This window comes from Streptomyces sp. NPDC048521, assembly GCF_043199855.1.
Taxonomy (GTDB): Bacteria; Actinomycetota; Actinomycetes; order Streptomycetales; family Streptomycetaceae; genus Streptomyces.
Genome location: NZ_JBICWR010000011.1, coordinates 86120 through 113114 on the forward strand (window position 1 = coordinate 86120; position 26995 = coordinate 113114).

The following is a 26995-nucleotide window of genomic DNA, read 5'->3' on the forward strand; positions in this document are numbered from 1 at the left end:
CACCATCTGAACGAGCCGGATGTGCTCCCGCGTTCACATCGGGCGGTGCACGTACACATGGCTGGAACCAAATGGTCCGTCGATGTGAAAGAGACATGGCAGCGAAATACGTGTGCCGCCTATGGAACGTCCGTCCCGCTCGGTAAGTATGACCGGTTCCCTTCGTCGAGCGTCCGGGTCCGCGCCCCGTTTCGGCGATACATGTGTTTACGGGTTATTCATGCCTATCAGTGATACGTTAATCGCGGATCGCTGATTCAGCCAGAACGGACCCACCATGTCTTCACAGAAACCCGCCTATGACGTCGTCATCGTCGGCGGCGGAACGGCCGGCTGCGTGCTCGCCGCACGTCTGACCCAGGACCCGGAGCTCCGCGTGCTGTTGCTGGAGGCGGGGCCGGCCAGGCTTCCGGACGCCGTGGCCCATCCGCCGGCCTGGCCCTCGCTCGCCGCCTCGGAGGCGGGCTGGGGCGACACGACCGTGGTCCAGCAGGCCTCCGGTGCCCCCGTGATGCTGCCGCGCGGCCGGGGCCTGGGCGGTTCGTCCGCCATCAACGCCATGGTCTTCGCCCGCGGCCACCGCACCGGCTACGACAGCTGGAGCGAGCACGGCGCCAAGGGCTGGACCTTCGACGACCTGCTCCCCTACTTCCAGCGCACCGAGACCGCCCTCAGCGCGGCCCCCGGCCGCGGCACCTCCGGCCCGCTCACCGTGGCACCGGCCCAGCAGCCCAACGAGGTCCTGCTCGCCTGCCTCGACGGCGCCCTGGAAACCGGACACCGCCGCGCCTACGACATCAGCGGTGGCCTGGAGGAGGGCTTCGCCCCCGTCGACCTCAACATCGTCGGCGGACGCCGGCAGAGCGCCGCCGACGCCTACCTCACCCCGGCACTGAACCGCCCCAACCTCCACGTGATCACCGAGGCCACGGCACACCGGCTGCTCTTCGACAAACACCGCTGTGTCGGAGTGGAGTACGGCGCCCAGGGACGCACGCACACCGCGCGAGCGACCGGAGAGGTGGTGCTGACGGCGGGGACCATCGGATCGGCGCTGATCCTCCAGCGGTCCGGCGTCGGTGCGGAGAACGAGCTGCGGCGGGCCGGGGTCGAGGTTTTCCACGCGCTGCCCGGCGTGGGGCACAACCTGCACGACCACCCGCGGGCCAACCTCGTCTACCGGGCCCAGCGACAGGTGCCCTCCGCACGCAACAACCACGGCGAGATCCTGGGACTGCTGCGCAGCACCCCCGACGCCGAGGGTCCCGACGTGCAGATCGTCTTCATCGACATCCCGCTGCCCAACCCGGTCACCCCGGTGCACAACGGCTTCACCATCGGCATCTCGCCGATGCGGCCGGCGAGTCGCGGCACCCTGCGGATCACCTCGGCCGATCCGTACGCACCGCCGGCGATCGACCCCCGCTACTTCACCGAGGAGGCGGACGTGCGGGCCGTGCTGTCGGGCATCAGGACGGCCCGCAGGATCGCCTGGTCCTCCGCGCTCGCCGCGTGGGGGATCGAGGAGGTCAGTCCGGGGCTGGCCGCGGTGGACGAGGAGTCCATCGCCGACCACGCGCGCCGGTACTTCAGCTCGTACTGCCACCCCGTGGGCACCTGCATGATGGGCGAGGACGACGTGGCCGTCGTCGACTCCTCGCTGCGCGTGCACGGGCTGGACGGCCTGCGGGTCGCCGACGCCTCCGTCATCCCCTCCATCCCCTCCAGCAACATCAACGCCACCGTCTACGCGATCGCCGAGCGCGCCGCCGACCTGCTGCGCCGCTCCTGATCCGTGGCGACGCACGGAACCGTGGCACAGCGCACCGGAACCGTGGCACGACGCACCGGAATCGTGGACGCACGGAACGGCCCGCACCCGTTCCGGCCACGGCGCGTCACCCGGCACCCGCCACCCACAGCCTCACGGGCTCCCGCTATTACGCCGTAATAAGTACAGCTCCGCCGGGGAGCGGCCCCGCGCCGGCCCGCGAGGCGAGCCGGCGAACGGCAACGTAAAGGCAATGGCCGATTATGGACGTCCTTTACACTGCAGTGATTGCATGGGCCGAACGGAGCCGGGTGCAGGCACAGCCAGGTCGGCACAGAACACCGGGCTTCCATACGTCGGCCGTTGGAGGCAGCCCGATGAATGAACTGGATCCGACCGTCTGCCCGGCCTCGACACGGCTGGTCGGACGCGACGCGGACCTCTCGTTCATCCAGTCCTTCTTCAGCAACTCCGAGGTCCAGGGAGCGGCTCTGCTGCTCTCGGGCGAGGCCGGGGTGGGCAAGAGCGCCGTGCTCGACGCGGTGGCGAAGGGCGCCGTGCACAACGGCGTCCGGGTCTTGCGCGCGGCCGGCGTGCAGTTCGAGGCGGACATCAGCTACGCGGGTCTCAACCAGCTCCTCGTACCCCTCTTCGACGACTTCGACATCCTGGACAACCCGCACCGCGACGCCCTGCGGGTCGCTGTCGGCATCGGCAGCGGACCGGTTCCCGACCGCCTCCTGACCTCGACCGCGGTGCTGCTGCTGTTGCGGCTGATCTCCACCGAGACGCCACTGCTGATCGTCGTCGACGACCTGCCGTGGCTGGACCGGGCGACCAACGCCGTCCTCGGTTTCGTGGCCCGGCGGCTCGTCGGCAGCCGTATCGGCTTCCTCGCGGCCTCTCGTGAGGGATCCGACAGCTTCTTCGAGTCGAGCGGCCTGACCGAGCACCGGCTCAAGCCGCTGGACGACGCGTCGTCGGCCGAGTTGCTCGCCCTGGCGCACCCCGATGTCGCCCCCGCCGTACGGCGCCGCATCGCCGCCGAGGCACGCGGCAACCCGCTGGCGCTGGTGGAACTGCCGGTGGCGCTCTCCACCGAGCAGCGCGCGACCCTGGCGGCGGTGCCCAGCGTGCTGCCCCTGACCGAGCGTCTGCAGACCATGTTCGCCTCGCGCGTGGCCGCGCTGCCCGACCGCAGCCGGGAACTTCTGCTGATCGCCGCCCTCGACGGCACCGGCGACCTGGCCGCGATCGAGGCCGCCGCGGCCGGCCGGGCGGGCGTCGACGACCTCGCCCCCGCCGAACGCGACCGGCTGGTGACGATCTCGGCGGACAACCGGCGGCTGTCCTTCCGGCACCCGCTGATCGGCTCCGCGGTGGTGGAGCTGGCGACGGCCTCGGAACGCAGGAGAGCCCATCAGGCGCTCGCCGGCGTACTGGGCGATCAGCTGGAGCGACGCGCCTGGCACCTGGGAGAGGCGGCCGTGGGCCCGGACGAGACCGTCGCGGCCCTGCTGGAGGAGGCCGCGCGCCGCCGGCTGCGGCGCGGGGACGCCCTCGGCGCGGTGACGGCGCTGACCCGGGCCGCCGGCCTGAGCCCCACCGCGGCCGACGAGAGCCGCCGGCTGGCCGAGGCGGCCTACGTCGGCGTGGACTCCAGTGGGGAACTGGAGGACGCCTCACGACTGCTCGCCGGGGCCCGGCTGGTCCATCCCGGCACCGGGCAGCAATCGCTGCACGCGGCGGCCGCGGCCGCGTTCCTGCTGATCAACAGGGACGGCGACATCGACACCGCGTACCGCCTGCTGATCGGGGCGATCGAGTCCGGGGACCACGGCTGGGACGCCTCGGACGCCGGTCTCGTCGAAGCCCTGCACCTCCTGGTGCTGCTGTGCTGGTACGGCGGTGCCCCGGAGCTGTGGCGCCCGCTGTTCGCGTTCATGGACCGGCTGACCCCCGAACCGCCCGAGCTGCTCTGGGTCATCTCCCAGACCTTCGCCGACCCGGCGCGCACCGGTCCCCCGGCTCTGCCCCGCCTGGCGGAGCTGATCGCCACCGTGGGGGACGATGCCACCCGCGTGGTGCGTGTCGGCACCGCCTCGGTCTTCCCCGACCGGCTCGGGGACTTCCGGTGGGCGACGCGCCGGCTGATCGAGCAGGGCCGCGCCGGCACCGCGCCCGTCCGCCGGCATCTGGGCGCGCTGATGCACCTGGGCCTGGACTACTACCACCTGGGCCGCTGGGACGACGCCGCACAACTGGCCGCCGAGGGGCTCACCCTGTGCACCAACCACGACTACCGCTTCTTCGCGTGGTACTTCCAGTACGTGCGCGCGGTCGTGGCCGCGGCGCAGGGCGACGCGGAGACCGCCGCGACGCTGACCGAGGAGATCGTCCGGTGGGCGACGCCCCGCGGGGCCCACGGCGCACGGTTCTTCGCCTGCCACGCCCGAGCGCTGGCCGCCCTCGGCACCGGCGACTACGAGACCGCCTACCAGCACGCCTGCGCGCTCAGCCCGCCCGGGACCGTGGCCCCCTACGTGCCGATCGCCATGTGGGGCACGATGGACCTGGTCGAGGCGGCCGTACGGACCGGCCGGGAGGAGGAGGCCGCAGCCCACACGGCGGCGATGCGCGCGTCCGCGATGGCCGAGCTGTCGCCCCGGCTGGAGCTGCTGGTCCTGGCCTGCGAGGCGCTGACCGCTGCCGGCGAGGAGTCCGTCGCCCTGTTCGAGGGGGCGCTGTCCCTGCCCGGACCGGAACGCTGGCCCTTCGACGCCGCACGGGTGCGTCTCTTCCACGGTGAACGCCTCCGGCGCCTGCGTGCCACCGCGGAGGCCAGGGAACAGCTGACCCAGGCGCTGGAGGTCTTCCAGCGCCTGGGTGCCAAGCCCTGGGCGGCCCGCACGGCGGCCGAGCTGCGCGCGAGCGGCCTGTCCGCGCCGACCGCCACCAGGCAGGCGCCCGTGGCGCTGACCGCGCAGGAGCTGCAGATCGCCACGCTCGCGGCGACGGGACTGACCAACAAGCAGATCGCCGAGCGGTTGTTCCTGTCCCATCGCACGATCGGCACGCATCTCTACCAGATCTATCCCAAACTGGGCATCACTTCGCGGGCCGCGCTGAGAGACGCGCTCTCCGGCCTCGACCTCGATCGGGACGAGTGACGCGCGTCGGCGAAAGCTGACGATGGGCCGTCCGCTCAGTCATTTGACGTATGCCGGGCTGCGGGCACCCGCGCACAGTGGAGGCCGGAACGGCCTGCTCGGGCTGTCCTGCCACGGTGGCCGCACCCGAAAGCCGCCGGGCGACGTGAGAGGGGAACCGGATGCTCGATGCCTCGGACAGCCATCCGGACATCCACTGGCCGTCGGGCTTCTCGCCCGACCAGGCCCACAGCTTCTGCCAGGCGCAGGCCGTGGTGCACGCCCCACCCGCCACGGCGTTCGCCCTGCTCGCCGACGTCACGCGGTGGCCGGGCTGGGTTCCGGGCATCACCGAGGCGCGGACCGGGCCGCTCCCCCGGACCTTCGAGGTGCTGTTCCACGAGCAGCGGTTCGAGATCTTCGTGGGAGAGCACGAGCCGCCCCGCCGGCTCGGCTGGTCGGGGGTCGGCGCGGGTGTGCAGTTGTACCAGGCCTGGCTGTTCACGGCCGTCGCGGGCGGCACCCATGTGGTGACCGCGAACGTCGTCCGCGGTCCCGCCGCCCAGTCCCTGAACGCGTTGTCCCCCATGTGGGCGCAGCGCCTGAACACCCTGTGGATCGCACAGCTCAAGAGACTCTCCGAAAGCGCCCCGCACGAGAGCGACGCGTAGCGGCACCACCGAAGCGGCTGCGGGCGTCTGGAGCGCCGAGGCTCGACACCAACGAGCGGCCGCGAGCGTCCGAAGCACCGACGGTCGGTGTTACCGAGCGGCTACGAACGTTCGGAGCACCAACGGTGGACACCACCCAACGGCTGCGCACGTCCGGGTACGCCGACGGCCGGCACCCGGTGCGGGCGTCGGCCGGTCGTGGCGCGCAGTGCGGTGGTTCAGGCGGCCGGGACGGTGTCCTTGGCGGCCGGGTCGGGGGTGGCGGCGGGGTCGGGGGTGGCAGGGGTGGTGTCCCCGGACTTCCGGGCGGGCCGTAGGAAGACGGCGAGGAGGATGCCGACGGCCAGGGTGGGCGCGATCCAGAGGTAGCCGGTGGCCGTGGCGTGGGCGAAGGCGTCCAGCGCGGTGTCGCGCAGTGCGCCGGGAAGCCGGCCGATGGTGTCGGGGCGGGCGGCGTCGAAGCCGGCCGTGGTCGGCAGGGTGCGGGTGCGGTCGGCGAAGCCCGTGTTGAGCAGGGTGCCGAAGACGGCGACGCCGAAGGCCGCGCCGATGGAGCGGGAGAAGGTGACCACGGCGCTGGCGGCGCCGAGGTCGGCGGCGGGCACGCTGTTCTGCACGGTGGTCAGCACGACCATGGGCACCATGCCGATGCCGACTCCGGTGATCAGGAAGTAGACGCTCAGCACCAGGGTGCTGGTCCCCGCCCCGATGGTACCCAGCAGGAGCAGTCCGGCGAGGTTGGCGACCAGACCGGCGAGCAGGATCACCCGGAGCCGCTCGACGTGCGCGGCCCAGCGTCCGGCCAGGGACTGGCTGATGACCAGGCCGGCGACCAACGGCAGCATGTAGATGCCGGAGAGCGTGGCCGAGACACCGTGGACGATCTGCAGGTAGGTCGGCAGGTAGACCAGGACGGCGAACATCGCGGCGTTGGCGAAGAACCCGATCAGCGAGGAGAAGACCACGGTCCGGGAGCCGAGCATGGCCGGCGGCAGGACCGGGGCGGCGGCGCGGCGCTCGACGGGCACCAGCAGCGCCGCCAGTGCGACGGTGGCGACGATCAGGCCGATGATGGCCGGCGAACCCCAGCCCCAGCGCTCACCGAACGAGGTGATCAGGACCAGGCCGGTGGCGATCGCGGCCAGGACGGTGGCGCCGAGGTAGTCGATGCGGGCCTTGGTTCCCCTGGTGGCGGCGGGCAGCGCCCGGGCGGCGATGGCGAGGGCGACGATGCCGATGGGCAGGTTGATCAGGAAGGCCCAGCGCCAGGAGAGCTGGTCGGTGAAGATGCCGCCCAGCAGCGGGCCGACGATGCTGGCGACGCCGTAGACGGAACCGAACATGCCCTGGTACCGGCCGCGTTCGCTCGGCGCGACGATGTCACCGACCAGGGCGAAGGTCAGCACGATCATGCCGCCGCCGCCGATGCCCTGGAGCACGCGGGCGCCGATCAGCTCGGGCAGGTTCTGCGCGAGGCCGCAGGCCACCGACGCGATCAGGAAGATCGTGGTCGAGGCCAGGTAGAGGCGCTTGCGGCCGAACATGTCGCCGAGCTTGCCCCACAGCGGCGTCACCGCCGTCGATGCGAGGAGGTAGGCGGCGCTGACCCAGGCGATGTCGTCGAACCCGTTCAGGTCCTCCGCTATCCGGGGCAGCGCCGTGGAGACGATCGTCTGGTCCAGCGCTGCCAGGAGGACCGCGAGGATCAGCGCGCTCATGGCGGCGGCCACCCCACCCGCCCGGGGTGACGAGGGCTGTTGTGACGTCGGCATCGAAGGTGCCTTTCTGGAGTGGCGGGCGGGCGCACCGACCCTCGACCAGAGCAAGAGCCTCAACACGTCCGCACTACCGTGCTTATCTGTCACTTCAATGTAGCACTTACTTGGCGCAACTTCACACACCAGTGGCTGTAGCCGTCTCAGGCTCCACATTTCCTGGCTAGAATCGGTGCGGTGAGAGCCGACGCAGCACGCAACCTGGAAGCCGTACTGACCACCGGAGCGCGCATGCTCGCCGCCGACCCCGGCGCGAGCATCGCGAGCATCGCCGCCGAGGCGGGCGTCGACCGGCGCACCGTCTACCGGCGGTTCGCCTCCCGCGAGGAACTCCTCGCCGCCATCTACGAATCCCGCCTCACGGCGATCGAGCGGGCCATCGAGGACGCCCGGCTGCGCGAGGCCCCCGTCGCCGTCGCACTGCACCGCTACGTCGAGAACATCATCGCCGTCAACCGCACCTGGCCCGTCGACCTCACCCGCATGCTCGCCGACGACACCGTCCGCGCACGCCGCGAGGCGTCCGTCCGCGAGGTCGACGCCTTTCTCGCACGCGCCACCGACGAAGGCCTGCTACGCCCCGGTCTCCCGCAGGGGTGGGCGAGCGCGCTGCTGCCCCAGCTCATGCACCTGGTGTCCCGGCAGATGCCCGAGCTGAGTCCCGGACAGGCGGCGGACGTCGTCGTCGACACCCTGCTGAACGGCCTCGGGGCCTCCTGACACGCCGACGGGCCCCCGGGAACACACGTGTCCATGTGTTCCCGGGGGCCCGTCGGCCACGGTGACGGCGGTGCCATCGTCCGCCGCCGCTCATCTCATTCCACGGCCTGCCGATCCGTGTCCGTGCCGGAGGCGTCCTGTCTCTCCTCGTCCCGGGGACGCCGGGCAGCGGCCGGCGAGGGCAGGGGCACGGTTCCGGGGAGGCGGACGCGGCGGAGCCGGGACGTCTCGTTCTTGGAGGCGGGGCGCTTCAAGGCTTCTCCCATCGATGCGTTCGACATGCCGTGACCCCGGCGCGCGCGGCGCCGACGGGTCGGACGGGTGGGTGTTCTGAGAAACCAGCGACGGCGCGCACACATTCCGGGCCGTGCCGAGTCCGCGCGGACCTGCCGGACCGGGACGTGTCCACATGACGTCACGGCACAACCGCGCCAGGGCGAAGACGACATGCGCGCAGGCCCGCCGTCGCATGATTCCGGCATCCCGTACCCCGTCCGACGAAGGGACCCTCTCGTGTCGCCTCTGCCTTGGCGCAGACGCGGGTGGACGACTGTGTGCACCGTGTTCGCGGTGCTGGCGGCGTCGCCCGCACCGGCCTTCCCGGCCGCCGAACCGTCCTCCGCCCCACCGCCCACCGCTTCCGCAACCCCGGCGACGGTCCCGCCCGACGCACCCAGGGTGACCCTGGTGACGGGCGACACGGTCACCGTCGTCACTGCCGCCGACGGCACACAGAGCCACCTGGTGCGGGATCCGGAGGGCCACTACACCGGTTTCGAGACCCACCGCAGCGGACGCAACACCTACGTCTATCCCCGCGAGGCGCTGCCGTACGTCGCCGCCGGCCTGCTCGACCGTGAACTGTTCGATGTCACCCGGCTGTTGGCGGACGGCTACGACGACGCGCACCGCGACCGGCTGCCACTGATCGTCACCTACACCGACACGGCCCGGCGCTCCGGCCGCCAGGTGCCGCCGCCGGGCGCCCGCACGACGCGCCCGCTGGACAGCATCGGGGGCGCGGCACTCGCCGTGGACCGTTCGGCGGCGTTCTGGACGTCGGTCACCGACGGCGCCTCCGCGCGGGACGCGGGCCAACGGCCCCGGCTCCAGGGCGGCATCGCCAAGATCTGGCTGGACGGCAAGGTGAAGGCCGATCTCGCCGACAGCACCGCGCAGGTGGGGGCACCGCGGGTGTGGGCCTCGGGCGACACCGGCGAGGGCGTGGACGTCGCGGTCCTCGACACCGGCGTGGACGCCGGACACCCCGACCTGGCCGGACGGATCGCCGCCACCGCGGACTTCGTGCCCGGTGAGTCCGTGACCGACGGAAACGGCCACGGCACGCACGTGGCCTCCACCGTCGCCGGGACCGGTGCCGCGTCCGACGGCCGGGAGAAGGGCGTCGCACCGGGCGCGCGGCTGCACATCGGCAAGGTGCTCTCCGACGACGGCACCGGCCAGGACTCCTGGCTGCTGGCCGGCATGGAGTGGGCGGCCCGCGACCAGCACGCGAAGATCATCAGCATGAGCCTGGGCGGCCCGTCCACCGACGGCTCCGATCCGCTGAGCATGGCGGTGGACCGGCTCAGCGAGGAGACCGGGGCGCTGTTCACGGTGGCCGCGGGCAACTCCGGCCCCGACGGCTACACCGTGGGCACCCCCGGCGTGGCCGGTGCCGCCCTGACCGTGGGCGCCGTCGACGGCTCCGACACGCTCGCGGACTTCTCCAGCCGTGGCCCGCGTCCCGGCGACCGGGGCGTCAAGCCGGACCTCACCGCCCCCGGCGTGGACATCCTCGCGGCGCGTTCCCAGTACGCGCCGGAAGGCTCGGGCCCGTACCAGACCCTGAGCGGCACCTCGATGGCGACGCCGCACGTCGCCGGGGCCGCCGCCCTGCTGGCCGCGAAGCACCCGGACTTCAGTGGCCGTCAGCTCAAGGACGCCCTCGTCAGCACGACCGAGGCGACGCCCCGGTACACCCCCTTCGAGGCAGGTGCCGGCCGTGTGGACGTCGCCGCCACCACGACGGCGACCGTCTTCGCCTCCGGCGGCACCGACTTCGGCTTCCACGCGTGGCCGGTCCCGGCCGGCACGACCGCCGAGCGGAAGGTGACGTACACCAACACCGCCGGCTCCCCGGTCGCCCTGCGTCTGACGGCCGACGGTCCGTTCACCGTCGCCGCCGACCGGCTGTCCGTCCCCGCGCACGGCACCACCTCGGTCACCGTGACCGCGCACTACGACCAGGTCCCCGCCGACCGGGCGACGGCCGCCTTCCTGACGGCGACCGACGACTCGGGTACCGTCCGGGCCCGTACGTCCCTGAGCGCGGCCAAGGAGGGCGAGCGCCACCGGCTGACGCTGAAGGCGAAGGACCGAGACGGCCGGCCGGTCGGCGGCACGGTCATCCTCACCGCGAAGAAGCTGTGGCTGCCCCTGGTGCTGGACGACTCCGGCACCCTGGACCTGCGGCTGCCGCCGGGTTCCTACACCGCGTGGCTGGACACGCCCCTCGAGGGCGCCCACGGTCCGCACTCGGTCGGGCAGGGCCTGCTGGCCGTCACCGACATCGACCTCGGACAGGACCGCACGGCGGTCTTCGACGGCACCAAGGCCCGCCAGGTCCGGGCCGTGACGCCGGATCCGAGCACGCCCGACGACTCCCGCGTAAACCTCTACCGCGGTTTCGCCGCCGACGACTGGTCCTCGTCCTCCCGCTGGACCGACGCCTCCTACGACAGCGTCTGGGCCCTGCCCACCGGACGCCAGGTGGCGGAAGGGGAGTTCGTGTTCGGTACGCGGTGGCGGCTGCGGCAGCCGGCTCTGACGGTGGCCTCCGGCGACGGCGCCTTCGACGATCTGCGCGTCGCGCAGGGAGCGGCCCCGCTGCCCGCAGGGCGCCACCGCCTCGACACGGTCTTCGCCGGCGACGGCGCGGCCACCGCGTACAGCTCCGCGGACGTCCGGGGGAAGGCCGTCGTCGTGCGCCGCGACGACACGGTGCCCGTGCCGGAGCAGGCCGCTGCGGCGGCCGCCGCGGGCGCCCGGCTGCTCCTGGTCGTGAACGACGGCGACGGCCGCCTGCAACCGTGGGAGGACTCCCCCTGGCTGCCGGCGGATCCACCCCCACTGACCGTCGCCACCCTCACCCACGACGAGGGTGAACGGCTCATCGCCCGGACGTCCGGCCCCGCCCGTACCCGGCTCGCCATCACCTCCCACCCCGTCACCGAGTACGTATACGACCTCACCCACGACTACCGGGGCGCCGTCCCCGCCGACCTCGTCCAACGGGCCGACCGGCGCGAACTCGCCCGTGTCGACGTCTCGTTCCGCAACTACCGTGCCGGGCGGGCGCTGGAGAGCCGCGACGACGTCACACCGGCCGGCGGCAGCGCCCTGAACCCCTCGGACGCCCCGGCCCGGGGCGAGCGCACGGACTGGGTGACCGCGGGCGAACCGTGGGCGGACCGGGCGCAGATCCCGAGCGAGCAGCAGCAGTACGCCCCGGCGGTCACCTACCGCGCCCGGTCCGCGGCCCGGGTCAGCTGGTTCGGGCCGGTCCAGCGGCCCCGGCTCATCGACGGCAACGCACCGGTCCGCCAGGACGACAGGCTGTTCGTGTCCGTCCCCGGCTGGGGGGACTCGGGAACCGACCATCTGGGCGGCACGTACGGCAACTTCGACGTCGACAACCAGGTGCGGCTCTATCAGGGAGACACGCTCCTGCGTGAGATGGGCCGCTACCAGCTCACCATGACCGTGTCCGGACTGAGCCCGGCCCCGCTCCCCTACCGTCTGGTCTCGGAGAACTCCCGGGACGCCTGGGCCGCCCCCTACTCCACCGTCACCCGGACCGAGTGGGGATTCACCTCCCGGGCGGGAGCGGCCCGTGAACAGGCCCAACTGCCCCTGATCCAACTCGACTACGGGGTCGCCACCGACGCCTCCGGGCGGACCGGGCGGCACGCCGGCCTGACGGTGACCGCCTCGCACCTGCCGGGGTCCACCGGCACCGCCACCATCGACACGGTGGGCCTGGACGTCTCGTACGACGACGGGGTCACCTGGCACCGTGCGGTGCTGCGGCACTCGGGCACGGGGTGGCGGACACGGCTCGACGCCCCTCCTGCCGCCGGGTTCGTGAGCCTGCGCGTGAACGCCCGGGACGTCCGCGGCAACAGCGTGCGGCAGAGCATCGTACGGGCCTTCGGCCTCAAGTAACGGCACCGGGGCGGCCGGCCCGGCCGCCCCGGCACCCGCTCACGCGTACAGCGTGTCGACGCTCGTCCGCCAGGAGGCCGGTGAACTCCGGCCGGTTGCGCGGCAGCAGGGCGACCGTGTCGCCGGGACCCACGCCTCGCACAGACTGGCAGATCCGCCCATGGGGTGCTGCGTGCCCGAGGTCATCGCATCCTCCTCGCGGCAGGTCCCCCGGCCTGCCCGCGCTCCCAGGACGGACTGGCCTCCTGGGCGGGTTCACGCGCGGTGCGCGGTCAGCCCGCGCGGACCCCTTCGAGGAAGCGGCCGGCCAGGTCGACGCGTTCCGCGAGGGCGGTGTGCGTCTGCCCGAAGTCGATGAACAGTTCGTGCACCCCCGCCTCGGCCGCGGCCCGCGCGTAGTCGATGTACTGGTCCAGCGTGCCCGCCCAGGGCATCTGCTCCGGGCCGGTCCTCGTGTCGGTCAGCTCGAGGTTGACGCGCAGCGCGATGTGCAGGGTGGACGGGTCGCGTTCTGCCTCCACCGCCTCCTTGAGAACGGTGTCCCACATGCCCATGAGGTGCGCGAGCGGCATCGCGGCGGGCAGCCAGCCGTCGAGCCTGCGCCCGATCCGCCGCAGGCCCCTGGGGGTGAACGCCGCGAGCAGTACAGGGGGTTTGGGCCGCTGGCGCGGCTTGAGCCCCACCACGGTCTCCGGGATGGTGAACAGCGGTCCCTGGTGGGCGAAGACGTCGTCGGTCCAGTACCCCTCCAGGACGTCCAGCGTCTCGTCGAGCCGCTCGCCCCGGCCCTTCCACGGTACGGAGACCGCGGTGTACTCGTCGGGCATCCAGCCGAAGCCGAGGCCCACGGCGAGCCGTCCCTGGCTGAGGACGTCGAGGGTGGTCAGCGACCGGGCCAGCATGAGCGGCGGCTGCCACAGGCCGTTCAGCGTGCTCGTGCCCAGGCGGACGCGGCTCGTGTGGGACGCGGCGAAGGTGAGCGCCACCAGGGGGTCCATGTGGTTCTCGTAGACGCGCGGCATCTGGCCGCCGCGGCTCGGGTAGGGGGCGCTCGGGACCTGGGGGGCGAGGACTCGGTCGCCCGTCCAGAGGGAGTCGTATCCCATCTCCTCCGCGGTGCGGCAGACGCGGAGAATGCCTTCCGGCGTGGCGTCGGGACCGAAGGTGGGAAGGGCCAGGCCTAGTCGCATGCGTGTCTCCTCATGAGGTCGTCCGCTCGGGGTGCGCGCCCGTCAGCGCGACGCCGAGCAGGTGTTCCAGGGCGGCGACCGTCCGTGCGGGCTCCACCGCGTGGACGGTGGTGAAGCCGAGTTCGGCGGCGGGGGGCAGGTGCTGCTCGGTGTCGTCGACGAAGACGCACTCCTCGGCCGTCAGGCCGAGTTGATCGAGCACGAGGCGGAAGATCTCCCGCTCCGGCTTGCGCGTCCCGTGGAGTTCGGACAGCACCACGGCGTCGTAGAGTTCGTCCACCTCGTATCCGTCGTACAGGTTCCACGGGGTCAGGCCGACGGAGTTCGACAGGATGCCCACCTTCACCCCGGCCCGACGCGCGGCGGCGGCCGCGGCGATCACCGAGGGCTCGGGGCGCAGGTCGGCGAAGATGCGGCCCATCAGGTTGTCCGGCGCGATACCGAGCAGCCGTCCGGCCGCTTCGTTCCACTGGGTCTGGGTGAGCGTGCCGCGCTCCAGCTCCTCGGTGAGCCGGATCCCCTCGGGATTCAGGTAGAGGCCGGTGAGCAGCGTCCCCTCCGCCAGTCCCGCCCGCTGTTCGAAGGCGAGCGCGGCGGGCAGCAGAGGTGTCGTCAGCACACCACCGAAGTCGAGGACGAGGCCCTTGCGGTGCTGAGTCATGCCCACACCTTAGAAGGCCGCCCGGTCCCGGTTTTCCACCAGGTCGCCATGTTTGTCGTCGGTGGGCACATGTGTGGACGTCACGGCTAGGCGGCCGGGACACAACGCGTGCGTCCACCGGCCAAGTGTGTCGACCGTCGCACCGGGTGCCGAGGGCGGCGCTGTGGCTGCGCATCCGCGTCTCGTGTGAACCCTGTGGTGGGCCGCTGCGTTGTCCGGGTGAGGGGTTCTTCGCCGCCCCGGCGACGGCGGCGGAGGCCCCGGCCCTCCGGCGGACCGGCCACGACGGTCGCGGCCGGCGGCCCGTGCGGTCAGGAACACTGCCCTCCCTGACCGCTCGGGTCACCTGTGCCGGTTCAGCCCTTCAGCCGGTGCGGATGCGCGGGGTACACGCCCAGGATGCGGACTTCGGAGGAGAAGAACCGCAGTTCGTGCAGGGCGAGGGCGACGCGCTCGTCGTCGGGGTGGCCCTCGATCTCGACGTAGAAGCGGCTGGCGTTGAGGCCCGCGCCCATCTGGTAGCTCTCGATCTTGGTGAGGTTCACGCCGCTGCTGGCGAACCCGCCGAGTGCCTTGTACAGCGCACTGGGGATGTTGCGCACGCAGAAGAACAGGCTCGTCATCGTCGGCTCCCCCGTAACCGGGGCAGTGGCGGCGTCCCGGGACAGCACGACGAACCGCGTGGTGTTGTCCGGGTCGTCCTCGACGCCGGAGCGCAGCACGTCCAGGCCGTGGAGCCCGGCCGCGGCGGGCGGGGCGAGCGCCGCGTGCCGCGGGTCGCCCAGCTCGGCCACCTCGCGTGCCGCCCCGGCCGTGTCGTCGCTGACGAGGGTGCGCCAGCCGCCCTCCCGCAGCAGCTTGCGGCACTGGCCCAGGGCATGGACGTGGCTGCGTACGCACTCCACCTGGTCCAGGGTCGCGCCGGGCACCCCCATCAGGTCGAAGCGGATGGCGAGGAAGTACTCGGCGACGATGAACAGTCCCGACTCGGGCAGCAGATGGTGGACGTCCGCGACGCGTCCGGCCGCGGAGTTGTCCACCGGGATCACGGCGACGTCGGCGGCGCCGAGTGTCACCGCGTCCAGGGCCTGCTCGAAGCTCGTACAGGGCAGTTCAGCGCTTTCGGGGTACAGGGCACGCGCGGCAGTCGCGGAGTTGGACCCAGGTTCACCCTGATATGTGACGGTTGTCACCGTGTTGCACCTTTCCAGGAGGTCCCGTCGTCGGGCGGCAGAAGCTGCGTCGCGTACCGCACCTGCTGAAGTATCGGTGCACCGGCTTCCATCAGCTGCACCAGGGGGTGCTCACCGGCGTACCCGCACGACGCCAGTGCGTGGTCGAACGCCGCCGCGACCACCTGGTGGACGGCGTTCCCGGCCCGCTGCACGCGCGCGGCGAGCCGCTCCTCGGCGGACGACGGCAGGCCCAGCCGCGCGGAGGGCGCGCCGTGCAGGGTCGCCGCCAGGCTCAGGCGCTCGTCGTGCAGCACGGCGGCCAGTTCGGCGGCCACGGCGGCGGACGGCACCGGTCCACGGGCCGCGCCGGACGCCGTGTCCGGGGCGGCCAGTGTGCCGGTCATGCGCCGGGCCGCTCCCAGGGCCTGGGCCGCGACAGCCGTCCACACGAAGGGCGCGTCCCCGGCGCGCAGCGGGGTGGCCGCCGCGTGCGTGACGAACCCTGTGGGCACGTGTACGTCCTCCAGCCGGAACGCCGGTCCGGGCACGTCGGCGTCGCCCGTGACGGCGCGGACCGCACCCCGCAGCGCCTTGGAGGGCACCGCGAACAGATCCGGGCCGCCGGGCGTTGCCGTGACCGGCCGGGACGGCCGTTCGCCGACGGTGAGCGGCAGCGCCAGCCACGGTCCGGTTCCGTCGTGCACCGGCAGGTGCCACAGTCCGGACAGGGTGAAGCCGCCGCCGACGGCCGGCCGCGCCTCCGGCCTGTCCCGGTCGTCCTTGCCGGGTACGGCAGTGGTCAGCGGCGCGGCCCAGTTCCAGGCGGTGGTGAACGCCTGCCAGGCGGCGGACGGGTCGCCATGGGCACGCTCTTCGTAGAACGCGAACACCTGCGCGAGGCCGATGTCGGGTCCGAGCACCTGCAGATGGTCACCGTGCGTGGATGTCGTCATGGGCTCACGCAGCCTGTCCGACGTCTTCGGCCGCGGCCGTCGTCAGGACGACGTTGTGCAGTTCCTCGCCCCGTGCGTAGCGGCGCAGTTGCCGGCGCAGGAAGTCCTCGGTCATCGTCGGGAACGCGTCGGTGAAGGCCGCCACGTGGGGGGTGATCAGGGCGCCGGGCAGGTGCCACAGCGGATGGCCGGGCGGCAGCGGTTCCGGATCGGTGACGTCGAGCGCGACCCGGAGCCGGCCCGTGCGCACCTCCTGGACCAGCGCGCCGGTGTCCACCAGCTCTCCCCGGGCGGCGTTCACCAGCATGGCCCCGTCCTTCAGCAGCGCCAGCGCGTCCGCACCGAACATGCCGCGCGTCTGCTCGGTCAGCGGCGCGCACAGCACCACCGCGTCCGCCGTGGGCAGCAGCTCGGGCAGGTCCGCCACCCCGTGCACCCGTCCGGTCGGTGTGGTGCGCGCCGTCCGTGCCACGAGGACCGCCTCGCACCGGAACGCGCCGAGCCGGGCGGCGACGGCCGCGCCGACGGCGCCGTAGCCGATGACCAGGACGCGCTTGCCGACCAGCGTGGTGCGGAACTCGGGCCGCCACGTCCCCTCGGCCTGGCGGGCACCGAACACGTCGAGACCCCGGCACAGGGCCAGCAGCAGGGTGACCGCCAGTTCGGCGGTGGGCTCGCGATGCACGCCGCGCCCGGTGGCCAGCCGGGTTCCGGGCGGCATCGCGTCCAGCAGCGGCAGCATGTGGTCGTAGCCGGAGCTGAGCAGCTGGAGCACCTCCAGGTTGCGCATCCGCGGCAGCACAGGGCGCAGGACGCGGTCGGCGCCGGGGGCCGGTGGGCCGACGAGGAAGCGGACCTCGGCGGGGTCACCCGGCAACGGGCCGGAGCCGTCCCAGTACGCGTAGGTGAACTCGTCCGGCAGGCCGGGGATCAGGTTTCGGTGGTACGGGAGCCAGACGGTCGTGCCGTCCTTCATCGTGCATCAGCTTCTTCCCGCTCAGGTGCCGCGTGGGGCCGGCACCGACGTGCGGCCGTTCGTGAAGCGGTGGGTCCTTCTCGCCGGACCGCGTCCCCGCGGAACCTGTCCACGCGGCGGACTGTGTCCGGACCGCCTCGGTCGGCATATGGTCATTCCCTCACTTAAGTGGACGTGTGTGCCACGGAGGAGGTTCACGTGAGGCCGGCCACTGCGGTGTGTGTCCGGCCACACGGACGACATACGTGTCGATAGGTGACTGGTGCCCGGGAGCGGAGTCGCGGTGTCGGCGACTGCCCGCCGCCGCACCGCGCTCCGGCACAGAGCGGCGACGCCGACCGGTCACGGCGCGCTGCCCGGGTGGGCCGAGGCCGCCCGCTCACCGCGCGTGTGCCGACGGCACCGGCACCAGCTCGCGGTAGCGGCTGCGGTGGAAGACCAGCGGTTCCCGTGCGGGATCGGCGCCGAGCGCGACGACCCGGCCGACGACGAGGGTGTGGTCACCTCCGTCGTACTCGTTCCGCAGCTCGCACGAGATCCAGGCGCACGCGCCGTCCAGCAGCGGTGCCCCTCCCGGGCCCGGCGACCATCCGATCCCATGGAACCTGTCGGTCCCGGAGCGGGCGAACGCGGCGCTGACCTCGGCCTGGTCCGCGGCCAGGACATTGACCCCGAAGGTGCCCGTTTCGCGGATGAGGGGCCAGGTCCGCGACGTACGGGCCGGGGCGAAGGAGACGAGCAGGGGGTCGAGGGACAGGGAGACGAAGGACTGGCAGGTGAGGCCGAGCGGGCCGTGCGGCCCACGGGCCGTGATGACGGCGACGCCCGTCGCGAAGTGCCCGAGCACCTCGCGCACGGTGCCGTCGGCGGCCGCCGGAGCACTGAGGTCGCGCATGGTCTGTTCTCTACTTTCTCGTCCGCCGGGCGAGCATGTGCCCGCCCGGCGGACGTACGGACGGATGTGAGGCGCGGCCATGCCTCAGACCATGGGGCTGACCGGCCGCTCGTCGCCGGCCAGAGCACGGCCGTACATCTCCCGGGCGAGCCCGGTGTTGAGCGTGGGATGCCGGGTCGCGGTCTCCAGATCGCGCCAGTGCCGCTGAATGGTCTTGGTGAGCGAGAAGCTGCCGGCTCCGCTGACGGTCAGCAGTGCCTGCACCGCCTGGCGCAGGCAGGTGGAGGCGTGTCCCGCGTCCATGCGCACCCGCGCCCGTTCGACCAGCGTGGGAGTGACCCCGGTGGCGGCCGCCGTGCCGATGAACTCGGCGGAGCGCCTCAGGTGCAGATGGGCGGAGTCGATGAGGGTGGCCGCCTCGGCGAGCGCCGCCTGCACGCTGGGCGAGTCGGCGAGCCTGGCGTGCAGGGACATGGCCATCGGCTTTCCGCTCCCGACGGTCTCCAGGGTGAGCTGGAGGACCGCCCTCGCGATGCCCAGCAGCGGTCCCATGGACACGACCGTCATGGACCCGGGGGGAATCCGGTACAGCGGCTCCTCGGGCAGTCCCCGGCCCTGGACGACGTCGTCGAAGCGCCGGAGCCGGTGGTACGGGACGAACACTTCCTCGGCGATCAGGGTGTCACTGCCCGTGCCGCGCATGCCCGCCATGTCCCAGGTCTTCTCGATGGCGAGGTCGGAGACCGGCACGAGCGCCAGTCCGCGCGCGGACCCGGCGCCCGGCTCCTCCGGCATCGGGACGCCGAGCAGGGCCCAGTCGGCCTGGTGGCTGCCGGACGCCCAGGCCCAGGAGCCGGTGACGAGCAGCCCGCCCTCGACGGGCGCGGAGGTGACCCCCACGCTGCCGAAGACGCCGCACATGGGGACGTCGGGGCCGTCGCCCCACAGGTCCTGGCACGCCTGCTCTCCGAAGGAGGCCGCGATCTGCTGCGCCACGTACGAGACCATCACCACCCAGGCGCTCGACGGACAGGCCAGCGCCACTTCGGCCGACACTTCCAGGCTGTCGGCGGGCGCCAGCTCTTCACCGCCCCGGCGCTTCGGCACGCCGAGGCGGAACAGGCCGGCCTCCCGCAGCGCCCGCCCGGCCTCGGGCGTCAGCCGGCTGTCGCGCTCGGCCGCGTCCGCCGCGCGGCGCAGCACCGGGGCGATCTCATGGGCGGCCGCCATGAGTCGGCGGGTCGGATCGGTGAGCGTGGCACGCTCGCCGCTGGTCGATGCGGTCATCACCACTCCAGAGGCAACAGGATTCGGACCCTAGGGTCCGTTTGCATCTCCAGTATAACCGGACTCAGAGGTCCGGTTGCCTCGCGGTCCGTGGCGGCCGACGAGGAAGGCACAATGAACGGGTGAATTCGGTGCAGACGACTCCGCAGCAGAACCGGCAGGACGCCCCCCACAGGCGGGCCGACGCCCGGCGCAACCACGAGCGGGTCTTCGCCGCCGCGCTGGAGGTCTTCGAGGAGTTCGGGCTCCAGGGCACCGTGCCGCAGGTCGCCGAGCGCGCCGACGTGGGAAAGGCCACGGTGTACCGCAGCTACCCGACGAAGGAAGACCTGGTGGAAGCGGTCGTGAAGCATCGGCTGGAGGAACTGGACGACATCACCGCGCCCGCCCTGGCCGAGGTCGAGCCGGCACGTGCCTTCGACACCTACGTGATCCTGCTCTTCGAGAACCTCGCGCGGGACCGCCTGCTGTCCGAGGCGCTTGCGGCGGGGCGGTCGACGGCGGACACCGTTCCTCTGATCGACCGGCTGGCCGCCCTGATGGAAGAGGCGAAGACCGCCGGCCGGGTCCGCCCGGACGCGAACGCGCTGGACCTGCGCGTGGTGCTGTGCGGCATGTGCCTGCAGCTGATCAACCTCGCGGAGAGGGATCCGGCGCTGTGGCGCCGGTACGGGGAACTGACCCTTCAGGCGCTGCGGCCCTGAACCCGCCGCCGCCTCAGCGGTCGAGCCCCGCCGGCGCCGTGCCCGGCCGGCGCACACGTGCCTGCACGGGCCCGGACGGCGTCCGGTCGGCCGCCTGCGGACCGCGTCCCGACGCCGCGTCCTGGCGTGCCTGTGCCGACGCCGTTCTCCGACGCGTCCGGGCCGGCGCCGCCTCACGGCGTTCGCCGACCTGGGCCGCTTCGCGGGGCGGGCCAACTGTGCGGAAAACCTCCGCCCAGGACGTCACGGCTGGGCGGCTGCGCAGCAGCGCCCGGCGCTCCCGCTCGGTCATCGCGCCCCACACCCCGTATTCCTCGCGGTGGTCCAGGGCGTAGGCCAGGCAGTCGAGCCGGACCGTGCAGGCGACGCACACGGCCTTGGCCTGGTTCTGCGCGGCGCCTTCGGCGAACATCCGGTCCGGTTGCGTCCGGCACAGCCCTCGGTCGACCCAGTCCATGCCCCGCCTCGCTCCCCTGGCGTCCCGGCCGGGCCCGCCTGCTGCGTCCGTACACCCGTAAGTGAAAGATACGTATGACAGTAGCTCACATGTGTCGGAGCCGCCGCGCTTGGCGGGGCCATGCCGTACGTACCGGCCCGCGGGCCTGCGTGTCCGAACGTCCGCAAACCGCAGTCACGGCCGCACATCAAGAACATTTTCGGCCATACCAGGTGACGAACTTCCTGTAATGCATCTAGTCTCTTGACTCAAGGCGGCTCGCAGGGTGGCGGGCACGACGTGGGCACAACCACTGCTCAGGAGGCCGCACGGAATAGGTGAACACGCCATCCCGAGGCCCCGGAGGAGAGCCGCGGGAGGAACACCGCCACGGCGATGAGGAACGACGACGTACCCTCGCCCTGGCGCCTGGCGCGATCCGTGCGCATGAGCGCGGCAGCGTTCGGCCGGACCGGTTCAGCGGGGAAGGGAGTGGGGGACGGTGGAGTCCATCGACAGGACGATGGTCGGCCGCGAACGCGAGCAGGAGGTGCTGTCCGGCTTCGTGACGGCGTCCGGGGGCCAGGCTCTCGTCCTGCGGGGCGACACGGGTGTGGGCAAGAGCGCCCTGCTGGACCACGTCGCCGACCTCGCCGCCGACGAACAGCACCGAGTGATCAGGGCGGCCGGGGTGGAGGCCGAGTCGGAGCTGCCGTTCGCCGGCCTGCACCAGTTCCTGTACCCGCTGCTCTCCTACATCGACCGGTTGGACGACAGCCACCGAGGGATCTTCGACGTCGTCTTCGGCAGGAGCGAGGGACCGCCTCCCTCGGTCATGACCCTCGGCATCGCCGTCCTCGACCTGCTCTCGCTCGCGGCGTCGCACAGCTCCCTCCTGCTGGTGCTCGACGACGGCCAGTGGCTGGACGCCTCCAGCACCGAGGTGTGCGGGTTCGTGGGCCGCCGGCTCACCGGCAGCTCCGTGAAACTCGCCGTGGGCCTGCGCTCCGACGTGCCCTCGGGCTTCGACACGGCCGCCCTGCCCCAACTGCCGGTGACCACCCTCTCCGAGAAGGCCTCCGAGCAGCTCCTGGACATGCACCACCCCGGGCTGGATCCCGAGATCCGCCGTCTGGTCCTGGACGAGGCGCTCGGCAACCCGCTGGCGCTGCTGGAACTGCCGCCCCATGTGCTGCGCAACGGCCGGGCGGCCGGCGACCGGGAGGACCTGGTCGAATACACCGGCGTGCCGCTGCCCCTGCGCCTGCGGCACGTCTACGGCGCCCGCATCGAGGCGCTCGGTGACTCCGTACGCGCGGAACTGCTGCGTGGCGCCCTGGACGGCGTCGGAGCGGGCACGGCGGCCGGCCGTGCGCGCGGCACGCGCTACCGCATGATGGACGCCGACGAGGCCGCGGCCTGCGGCCTGCTGGACATCGAGCCGCTCAGCGGCGACTTCTTCTTCCGGCACCCCCTGGTGCGCTCGACGGTCGTCCAGATGGCGACCCCCAACGAGAGGCGCACTGCCCACGCGGTGCTCGCGCACGTGCACCGCGACGACGTGGAACGGCGTGCCATGCACCTGGCGGCCTCGACGGTCGACCCGGACGAGGAGGTGGCGGCCGCGCTGGAGGCGGCGGCCGACTCCGCCACCCGGCGGGGCGGCTCGCAGGCCGCCGTGGCCTGGCTGACCCGTGCCGCGGAGCTGAGCGAAGGCCGCGAGGAACGGTCCCGGCGACTGGGCAGCGCGGCGTTCATCGCCGGTCACGCCGGGCTGCTGCACCGGGCTCAGCAGCTGGTCCGCTCCGACACCGCGTCCGGGGGCAACGACTCTCCGGCCTCGGTGGTCGCGTCGGCCTATGGCGCGCTGTACGAGGACGGGGACGTGCGGTCCTCGCATCGCCAGGTCCTGGCGGCGATCGAGAGCATCCGCGACAGCGGTGTGACAGAGCCGAACGAGGTGCTCACCCGGCTGGTGAACCTGCTGCTCGCGATCGACCAGTACGCGAGCGACGAGACGTCGTGGGAACGGACGCACGAGCTTCTCGGCTCCCTGGGCGACCTGGTGTCACCCCTCTCCGGCATCTATCAGGACGCCTGGGGAGACGTGGTGCGTCGCGGCGCCGGTGTGCAGGAGCGGGTGGAGCGTGCCTTCGCCGGCCTCCGCGACCTCGAACCGTGGGACATCACCCGCCTGGGCGCCGCCGCCTACCACGTGGACACCCTCAGCCAGTACCGGCCGCACCTGCAGCGCATAGTCGACCGCGAGGTCGAGACGGGGGCTGTGTCGGTCAGCATGACCATGCTGCACCAGATCATGCTCGACCAGATGGCGGTCGGCGAGTGGGACGAGGCCGAGCGGACCGGACAGCGCTGCCTGGAACTGACCACCTCGCATGGGAATGCGCTGTTCGCTCATCACACGCGAGCGTATCTCGGGCTGCTGGCCGCGATGCGTGGAGAGGTCGAACGTGCCCGGGAACTCCAGGCCGCGGTCGACGCCTGGGCCCGCCCCCGCGGCGTCGGTTTCCTCACCCAGATCGCCGACGCCATCGGCACCGCCGCCGCCCTCAGCGAGGGCGACTACGAAGCCGCCTACCTCCACGCCATCGGCATCACACCCCCCGGCACCTTCACCCCCTACGCCCACCAGGCCTCCCGCACCCTCCTCGACCTCGTCGAAGCGGCCCTGCACACCGGCCGCTCCGAACAAGCCCGCACCCACGCCCTCGCCGCCCGCGACGCACACCTGCCCGACATCTCCCCCCGCCTCGCCCTGATCACCCACGGCGCCCTCGCCATGACCGCCACCGACCCCACCGAAGCCGACGAGAACTACCACCGCGCCGAAACCCACCCCGCCGCCGCCACCTTCCCCTACGAACTCGCCCGCATCCGCCTCGCCCACGGCATCCGCCTGCGTCACACCCAGGGAAGAAAGGCGGCGCGGCTGTCACTCACCCTGGCCGCGGAGACGTTCGAACGGCTCGGCGCACCCACCTGGGCCGAGCGGGCCCGGGCCGAGCTGCGTGCCGCCGGTGCGTCCACCCTCGCCTCCTCGGCACACCTCGCGACGCTGACGTGGCAGGAGCGCCGGATCGCGGATCTCGCCGCCGGCGGTCTGACCAACAAGGAGATCGGCGCGCGGATGCACCTGTCGCCGCGCACGGTCAGCTCCCACCTCTACAGGGTCTTCCCCAAACTGGGCATCACCTCACGCGCCGCCCTGCGCGACGCCCTGGGCAAGATGCCCGACAGCCAGGACGCGTGAGGCGACCTGTCAGCCCTCGGGAGGGTGGGCGCGGATGCCGCGCTCGTCCAGCCAGCCGAGCACGTAGTCGGCGACGGAGCGCCATCCGCTGTCGATGACGAGCGAGTGGGCCCGGTCCGCGAACTGCTTGAGGTCGGTCACCGCCGTGGTGTCGCCGTACTGCTTGTAGACGGCGCGGGTGGCCTCGTCCGGCACGAGCCTGTCCTCCTGCCCTGAGATCAGCAGGAGCGGGCCGCGTTCGGCGTTGGTCACGTCCGCCAGGGCGCGCGGGCTACGGGTCCCACCCGCGCAACCGAGGTCGGCGAGCAGGCGGCGGGGTGCCGGCACCACGTAGCGGTCGTAGAGCCGCTCGGACTCCTCCGCGTCGACCATGTTGGCGAAGACGTGGTGGAACTGCTCCTGTGACAGGGACACCAGCTGCTCGGCGGGGTCGTGCTGGGCGGGCGGCAACAGCCGGGCGGGGGACGCGGGCAGCACGATGTCGTTGATCGGGGCGGGGGCGATGGCCACGGCGGCAAGGCCGACGTCGGCGGCGATGAGGTGCTGCGCGATGAGCCCGCCGACCGCGTGTCCGACGATCACCGGCGCGGTATCGAACGAACGCACGATCGCGGCGTAGTGGTCGGTCAGCACCTCCAGACCGATACGGCCGAGCAGGTCCGGGGACTTGCGCATGTCCCGGGCGGCGGCCGCCTCCCCCGGCCACCCCGGCGCGAAGGCGAGGAACCCCCGGCTGGCGAAGCGCTCGGCCCACGACTCCCAGGAAAGCGCGTGCAACCACGCGCCGTGGATGAAGACGACGGGAGTACGTTTCACGGCTGGCTCCTCCGAGCATGACGACCATCCGGCACCGGCACACCGGCGACTGTTTCAGCATCGTTCAGGCGCGGGCCAGGGACGACAGTCGAATGACTTAATGTTGGCGAACCGCGGCGCGGGCGGGCCCGGAACAGCCCCTCAGAGGAGGGGCCAGGGCCCCGTGGAGGACGGCCCGGACAGGCACCCTCGAGACGGACAGCGGTCCGCCTGGCAGGCGTCCGGTCGCGGCGAGCACCGTCACGGCCGGTGGTGTTCGACGGTCAAGTTACTTATGTACGGCTGTCCCGCGACGGCGAGAGTAGGTCGGGCCAGCTTCTGCCACAGGGAAGGACCCACCCGACATGAGCGGCTACCAGCCAGGTGTACAGGCCAGCCGAACGGCACCGCACGGCCGTCCTCAGCTGACCTTGGACATCGAGCGCGTGCTGGACGTCTCCGCCCGGCAGGCGATCAGGGCCGAGTTCCGGTACGACCCGGAACTCCCCTTGGTCGTGTGCGTGGAATTCCTCGTCGAAGGCGGCCCGCGTGTCCTGTGGCGGATCGGGCGAGACCTCCTCCAGCAGGGGCTGTACTCGATGAGCGGCCTCGGTGACGTCCAGATCTGGCCGGTCAACCTGGAGGAGCGGGCCACCGCGCGGCTTCAGCTGGTCTCCCGTGACATGGCGGCGCTGTTCGAACTGCCCGTACCACCGCTCGCGGAGTGGCTGGAGCACACCTACGAGCTGGTACCCGCCGGTCACGAACTCGCCGGCGTCGACTGGGACGTCACCACCGCGGACCTGCTCCACGGCCCGACGGCGCAGTCCGACTGATCACGAGGGATGGTCCGCGAGCGGCTCGACACGTCACCGTCCTCGCTCCAGCCGCCCTCGGCGCCGCCCTCCTCCGTCACTCCACGTCCGGTCCACCGTGCCCTATCCGTCCGCTTCACGGAGCGCGGGACGCTCCGAGCTCCCGGGGCGGCGGGCGGCGACGAGGACGGGGCCGCCCGGGACCGTGGGGAAGGTCCTCGTCTCCTCCAGCCCGACGGCGGCGAGTTCCTCGCTCATGCGCGTGGTGTCGAAGGAGTTGCCGCCGCCGCGCACCGCGGTCCACCGGCCGACGGAGCGGCGCAGCGCGTCGTCGGCTGCGGGGTTGGTCCCCGCCACCAGCCACGCGCCCGGCACCAGGGCCGCGGCGAGGCGTGGGAGGGCGGCCCGCAGCTCCTCCTCCGGGAGGAACGGCGCGGGCAGCCAGACCAAGTCGTAGTGGTCCTTCCGCGACATCTCCGCCGCGTTCTCCCGGCGCAGGGACACCCGAGCGGCCACGGCCGGATCCGCTGCGGAAAGCTCCGTTCTCGCCAGGCCCAGCGCCCGCTCCAGAACGTCGATCCCCTCCACCTGTGCGGTGGAAAAGCTTTCGGCCAGTACCACGGCCAGCGCGCCGACGCCGGTGCCCACGTCGAGGACACGGCTGCCCTCCGCCCGCAGCCGCTCGGCGCACCCGGGCAGCTGGGGCACGACCTTCCCGGCGAGCGCACGGCCTGTCGCGGCGGAGGCCCGCCCCTGGCTGAGCAGTACCTCGTCGCTCTGCGCGCCCCAACCGGACTCGGTGTCCGCTGCCGCGTCGAAGGCGGCGGCGGACACGGCCTGACGCAGCGAGCTGAGCTTCGCCTCCACCGCGCTGCGTGCGGTCGGGGTGTCCGCCGGGGCGAGCGAGGGGTGGACGACGTACTCGTCGACACCCCTGCGGACCAGGCCGACGCTCTCCAGGACCGCCGTACGCCGCGGGTCTGCCCTGAGCACGTCCTCCAGGGGCTCCGACAGCGCCTGCCGCTGGGTGCTCACGACGGCCGCCATGGCCCACACGGCCGCCTCCAGAGTGGCCACCGGGTCCTCGCCGAGCGGCAGGACGCCGCCCATGGCGGGGCCGTCGAGTTCTGGCGGTACGGACACGGAAGCCTCCGGAGGAGCGCTGTTTCGACACACGTTTCACGCTTGTATACACACATGTTGCCACAGGCGGGAAACACGTGCCGCCCGGTCCAGGTGTGCCCGCTCCGATTTTTCTCGTCCGGCCGGTGAACCCGCCCGGGCTCCCACCCCGTTGCCCCAGAGGAAAGCTCCTGCGGTCAGTGTGTTCATTGGCTGGCCTGGCCGCAGGAAAGGAGCGGTCGTCCTTCTTCGCTTCCCCCGACGGAAGGACGGCCGCTCCACCCAAAGGGCGGGCCGAAGAGAGGAAACGGTTCAGATCGGGCGTGCGCGTGGCTGGCATCGACTGTGAACATCCACACCTTCTTCACCAGCACGTTGCGCTGCGTGCCGCGGCACGGCAGA

Annotated in this window: 19 protein-coding genes; 8 read left to right on the plus strand and 11 right to left on the minus strand. The window is 72.4% G+C overall.

Annotation, left to right across the window (positions count from 1 at the left end; translation table 11 throughout):
• Positions 1–277: 277 nt before the first annotated feature.
• The 3 genes from ACGFRF_RS24845 (at position 278) to ACGFRF_RS24855 (ending at position 5591) form a co-directional block, all read left to right on the plus strand.
• Positions 278–1792, plus strand: coding sequence for a GMC family oxidoreductase (locus ACGFRF_RS24845; protein WP_393743369.1), 1515 nt, complete (start codon positions 278–280; stop codon positions 1790–1792).
• A 356-nt stretch (positions 1793–2148) separates the two neighbouring features.
• Positions 2149–4941 (plus strand): AAA family ATPase, encoded by a 2793-nt coding sequence (locus ACGFRF_RS24850; RefSeq protein WP_393743371.1) that lies wholly within the window; start codon positions 2149–2151, stop codon positions 4939–4941.
• 161 nt (positions 4942–5102) lie between these two features.
• Positions 5103–5591 (plus strand): SRPBCC family protein, encoded by a 489-nt coding sequence (locus ACGFRF_RS24855; protein WP_393743373.1) that lies wholly within the window; start codon positions 5103–5105, stop codon positions 5589–5591.
• A 218-nt stretch (positions 5592–5809) separates the two neighbouring features.
• On the opposite strand, the gene ACGFRF_RS24860 is transcribed toward ACGFRF_RS24855, so the two are convergent.
• On the minus strand, positions 5810–7363 hold the full coding sequence (locus tag ACGFRF_RS24860) for an MDR family MFS transporter (protein ID WP_393743375.1): 1554 nt from the start codon (positions 7361–7363) through the stop codon (positions 5810–5812).
• Between the two features lie 234 nt (positions 7364–7597).
• Here ACGFRF_RS24860 and ACGFRF_RS24865 point away from each other — a divergent pair, with 234 nt between their 5' ends.
• Complete coding sequence (locus ACGFRF_RS24865; protein WP_393743705.1) at positions 7598–8086, plus strand: TetR/AcrR family transcriptional regulator; 489 nt, start codon at positions 7598–7600, stop codon at positions 8084–8086.
• 561 nt (positions 8087–8647) lie between these two features.
• Complete coding sequence (locus tag ACGFRF_RS24870) at positions 8648–12313, plus strand: S8 family serine peptidase (RefSeq protein ID WP_393743377.1); 3666 nt, start codon at positions 8648–8650, stop codon at positions 12311–12313.
• 272 nt (positions 12314–12585) lie between these two features.
• Here ACGFRF_RS24870 and ACGFRF_RS24875 read toward each other — a convergent pair whose 3' ends face one another.
• The 7 genes from ACGFRF_RS24875 to ACGFRF_RS24905 all read right to left on the minus strand — a co-directional run bounded on the left by ACGFRF_RS24875 (position 12586) and on the right by ACGFRF_RS24905 (position 19450).
• Positions 12586–13503 (minus strand): TIGR03619 family F420-dependent LLM class oxidoreductase, encoded by a 918-nt coding sequence (locus tag ACGFRF_RS24875; RefSeq protein ID WP_393743379.1) that lies wholly within the window; start codon positions 13501–13503, stop codon positions 12586–12588.
• A gap of 10 nt (positions 13504–13513) precedes the next feature.
• Positions 13514–14164 carry an HAD-IA family hydrolase gene (locus ACGFRF_RS24880; RefSeq protein ID WP_393743381.1) on the minus strand — a complete coding sequence of 217 codons (651 nt, stop codon included), beginning with the start codon at positions 14162–14164 and terminating at the stop codon, positions 13514–13516.
• 356 nt (positions 14165–14520) lie between these two features.
• Positions 14521–15357 carry a prephenate dehydratase gene (locus ACGFRF_RS24885; protein WP_393743383.1) on the minus strand — a complete coding sequence of 279 codons (837 nt, stop codon included), beginning with the start codon at positions 15355–15357 and terminating at the stop codon, positions 14521–14523.
• The gene (locus tag ACGFRF_RS24890) at positions 15354–16292 is read right to left on the minus strand and encodes a hypothetical protein (protein ID WP_393743385.1); all 939 of its coding nucleotides are present in this window, start codon (positions 16290–16292) and stop codon (positions 15354–15356) included. Before ACGFRF_RS24890 ends, ACGFRF_RS24885 begins: the two co-directional genes overlap by 4 nt.
• Positions 16293–16296: 4 nt before the next feature.
• On the minus strand, positions 16297–17268 hold the full coding sequence (locus ACGFRF_RS24895) for a 2-hydroxyacid dehydrogenase (RefSeq protein ID WP_393743387.1): 972 nt from the start codon (positions 17266–17268) through the stop codon (positions 16297–16299).
• A 379-nt stretch (positions 17269–17647) separates the two neighbouring features.
• On the minus strand, positions 17648–18163 hold the full coding sequence (locus ACGFRF_RS24900; protein ID WP_393743389.1) for a flavin reductase family protein: 516 nt from the start codon (positions 18161–18163) through the stop codon (positions 17648–17650).
• 84 nt (positions 18164–18247) lie between these two features.
• Positions 18248–19450 (minus strand): acyl-CoA dehydrogenase family protein, encoded by a 1203-nt coding sequence (locus tag ACGFRF_RS24905; RefSeq protein WP_393743391.1) that lies wholly within the window; start codon positions 19448–19450, stop codon positions 18248–18250.
• Positions 19451–19572: 122 nt separating this feature from the next.
• Here ACGFRF_RS24905 and ACGFRF_RS24910 point away from each other — a divergent pair, with 122 nt between their 5' ends.
• Positions 19573–20154, plus strand: a complete 582-nt coding sequence (locus ACGFRF_RS24910) for a TetR/AcrR family transcriptional regulator (protein WP_393743393.1) — start codon at positions 19573–19575, stop codon at positions 20152–20154.
• A gap of 13 nt (positions 20155–20167) precedes the next feature.
• Here the strand turns inward: ACGFRF_RS24910 and ACGFRF_RS24915 are convergent, their stop codons facing one another.
• Positions 20168–20611 (minus strand): WhiB family transcriptional regulator, encoded by a 444-nt coding sequence (locus tag ACGFRF_RS24915; protein WP_393743395.1) that lies wholly within the window; start codon positions 20609–20611, stop codon positions 20168–20170.
• A 502-nt stretch (positions 20612–21113) separates the two neighbouring features.
• Here ACGFRF_RS24915 and ACGFRF_RS24920 point away from each other — a divergent pair.
• Positions 21114–23861 (plus strand): LuxR C-terminal-related transcriptional regulator, encoded by a 2748-nt coding sequence (locus ACGFRF_RS24920; RefSeq protein ID WP_393743707.1) that lies wholly within the window; start codon positions 21114–21116, stop codon positions 23859–23861.
• A 9-nt stretch (positions 23862–23870) separates the two neighbouring features.
• Here ACGFRF_RS24920 and ACGFRF_RS24925 read toward each other — a convergent pair whose 3' ends face one another.
• Entirely contained in the window at positions 23871–24677 is an 807-nt protein-coding gene (locus ACGFRF_RS24925) for an alpha/beta hydrolase (RefSeq protein WP_393743397.1), read from the minus strand.
• Between the two features lie 344 nt (positions 24678–25021).
• Here ACGFRF_RS24925 and ACGFRF_RS24930 point away from each other — a divergent pair, with 344 nt between their 5' ends.
• Positions 25022–25492 carry an SsgA family sporulation/cell division regulator gene (locus ACGFRF_RS24930; protein ID WP_393743399.1) on the plus strand — a complete coding sequence of 157 codons (471 nt, stop codon included), beginning with the start codon at positions 25022–25024 and terminating at the stop codon, positions 25490–25492.
• 102 nt (positions 25493–25594) lie between these two features.
• Here the strand turns inward: ACGFRF_RS24930 and ACGFRF_RS24935 are convergent, their stop codons facing one another.
• The gene (locus tag ACGFRF_RS24935; RefSeq protein WP_393743401.1) at positions 25595–26614 is read right to left on the minus strand and encodes an SAM-dependent methyltransferase; all 1020 of its coding nucleotides are present in this window, start codon (positions 26612–26614) and stop codon (positions 25595–25597) included.
• Positions 26615–26995: the final 381 nt, after the last annotated feature.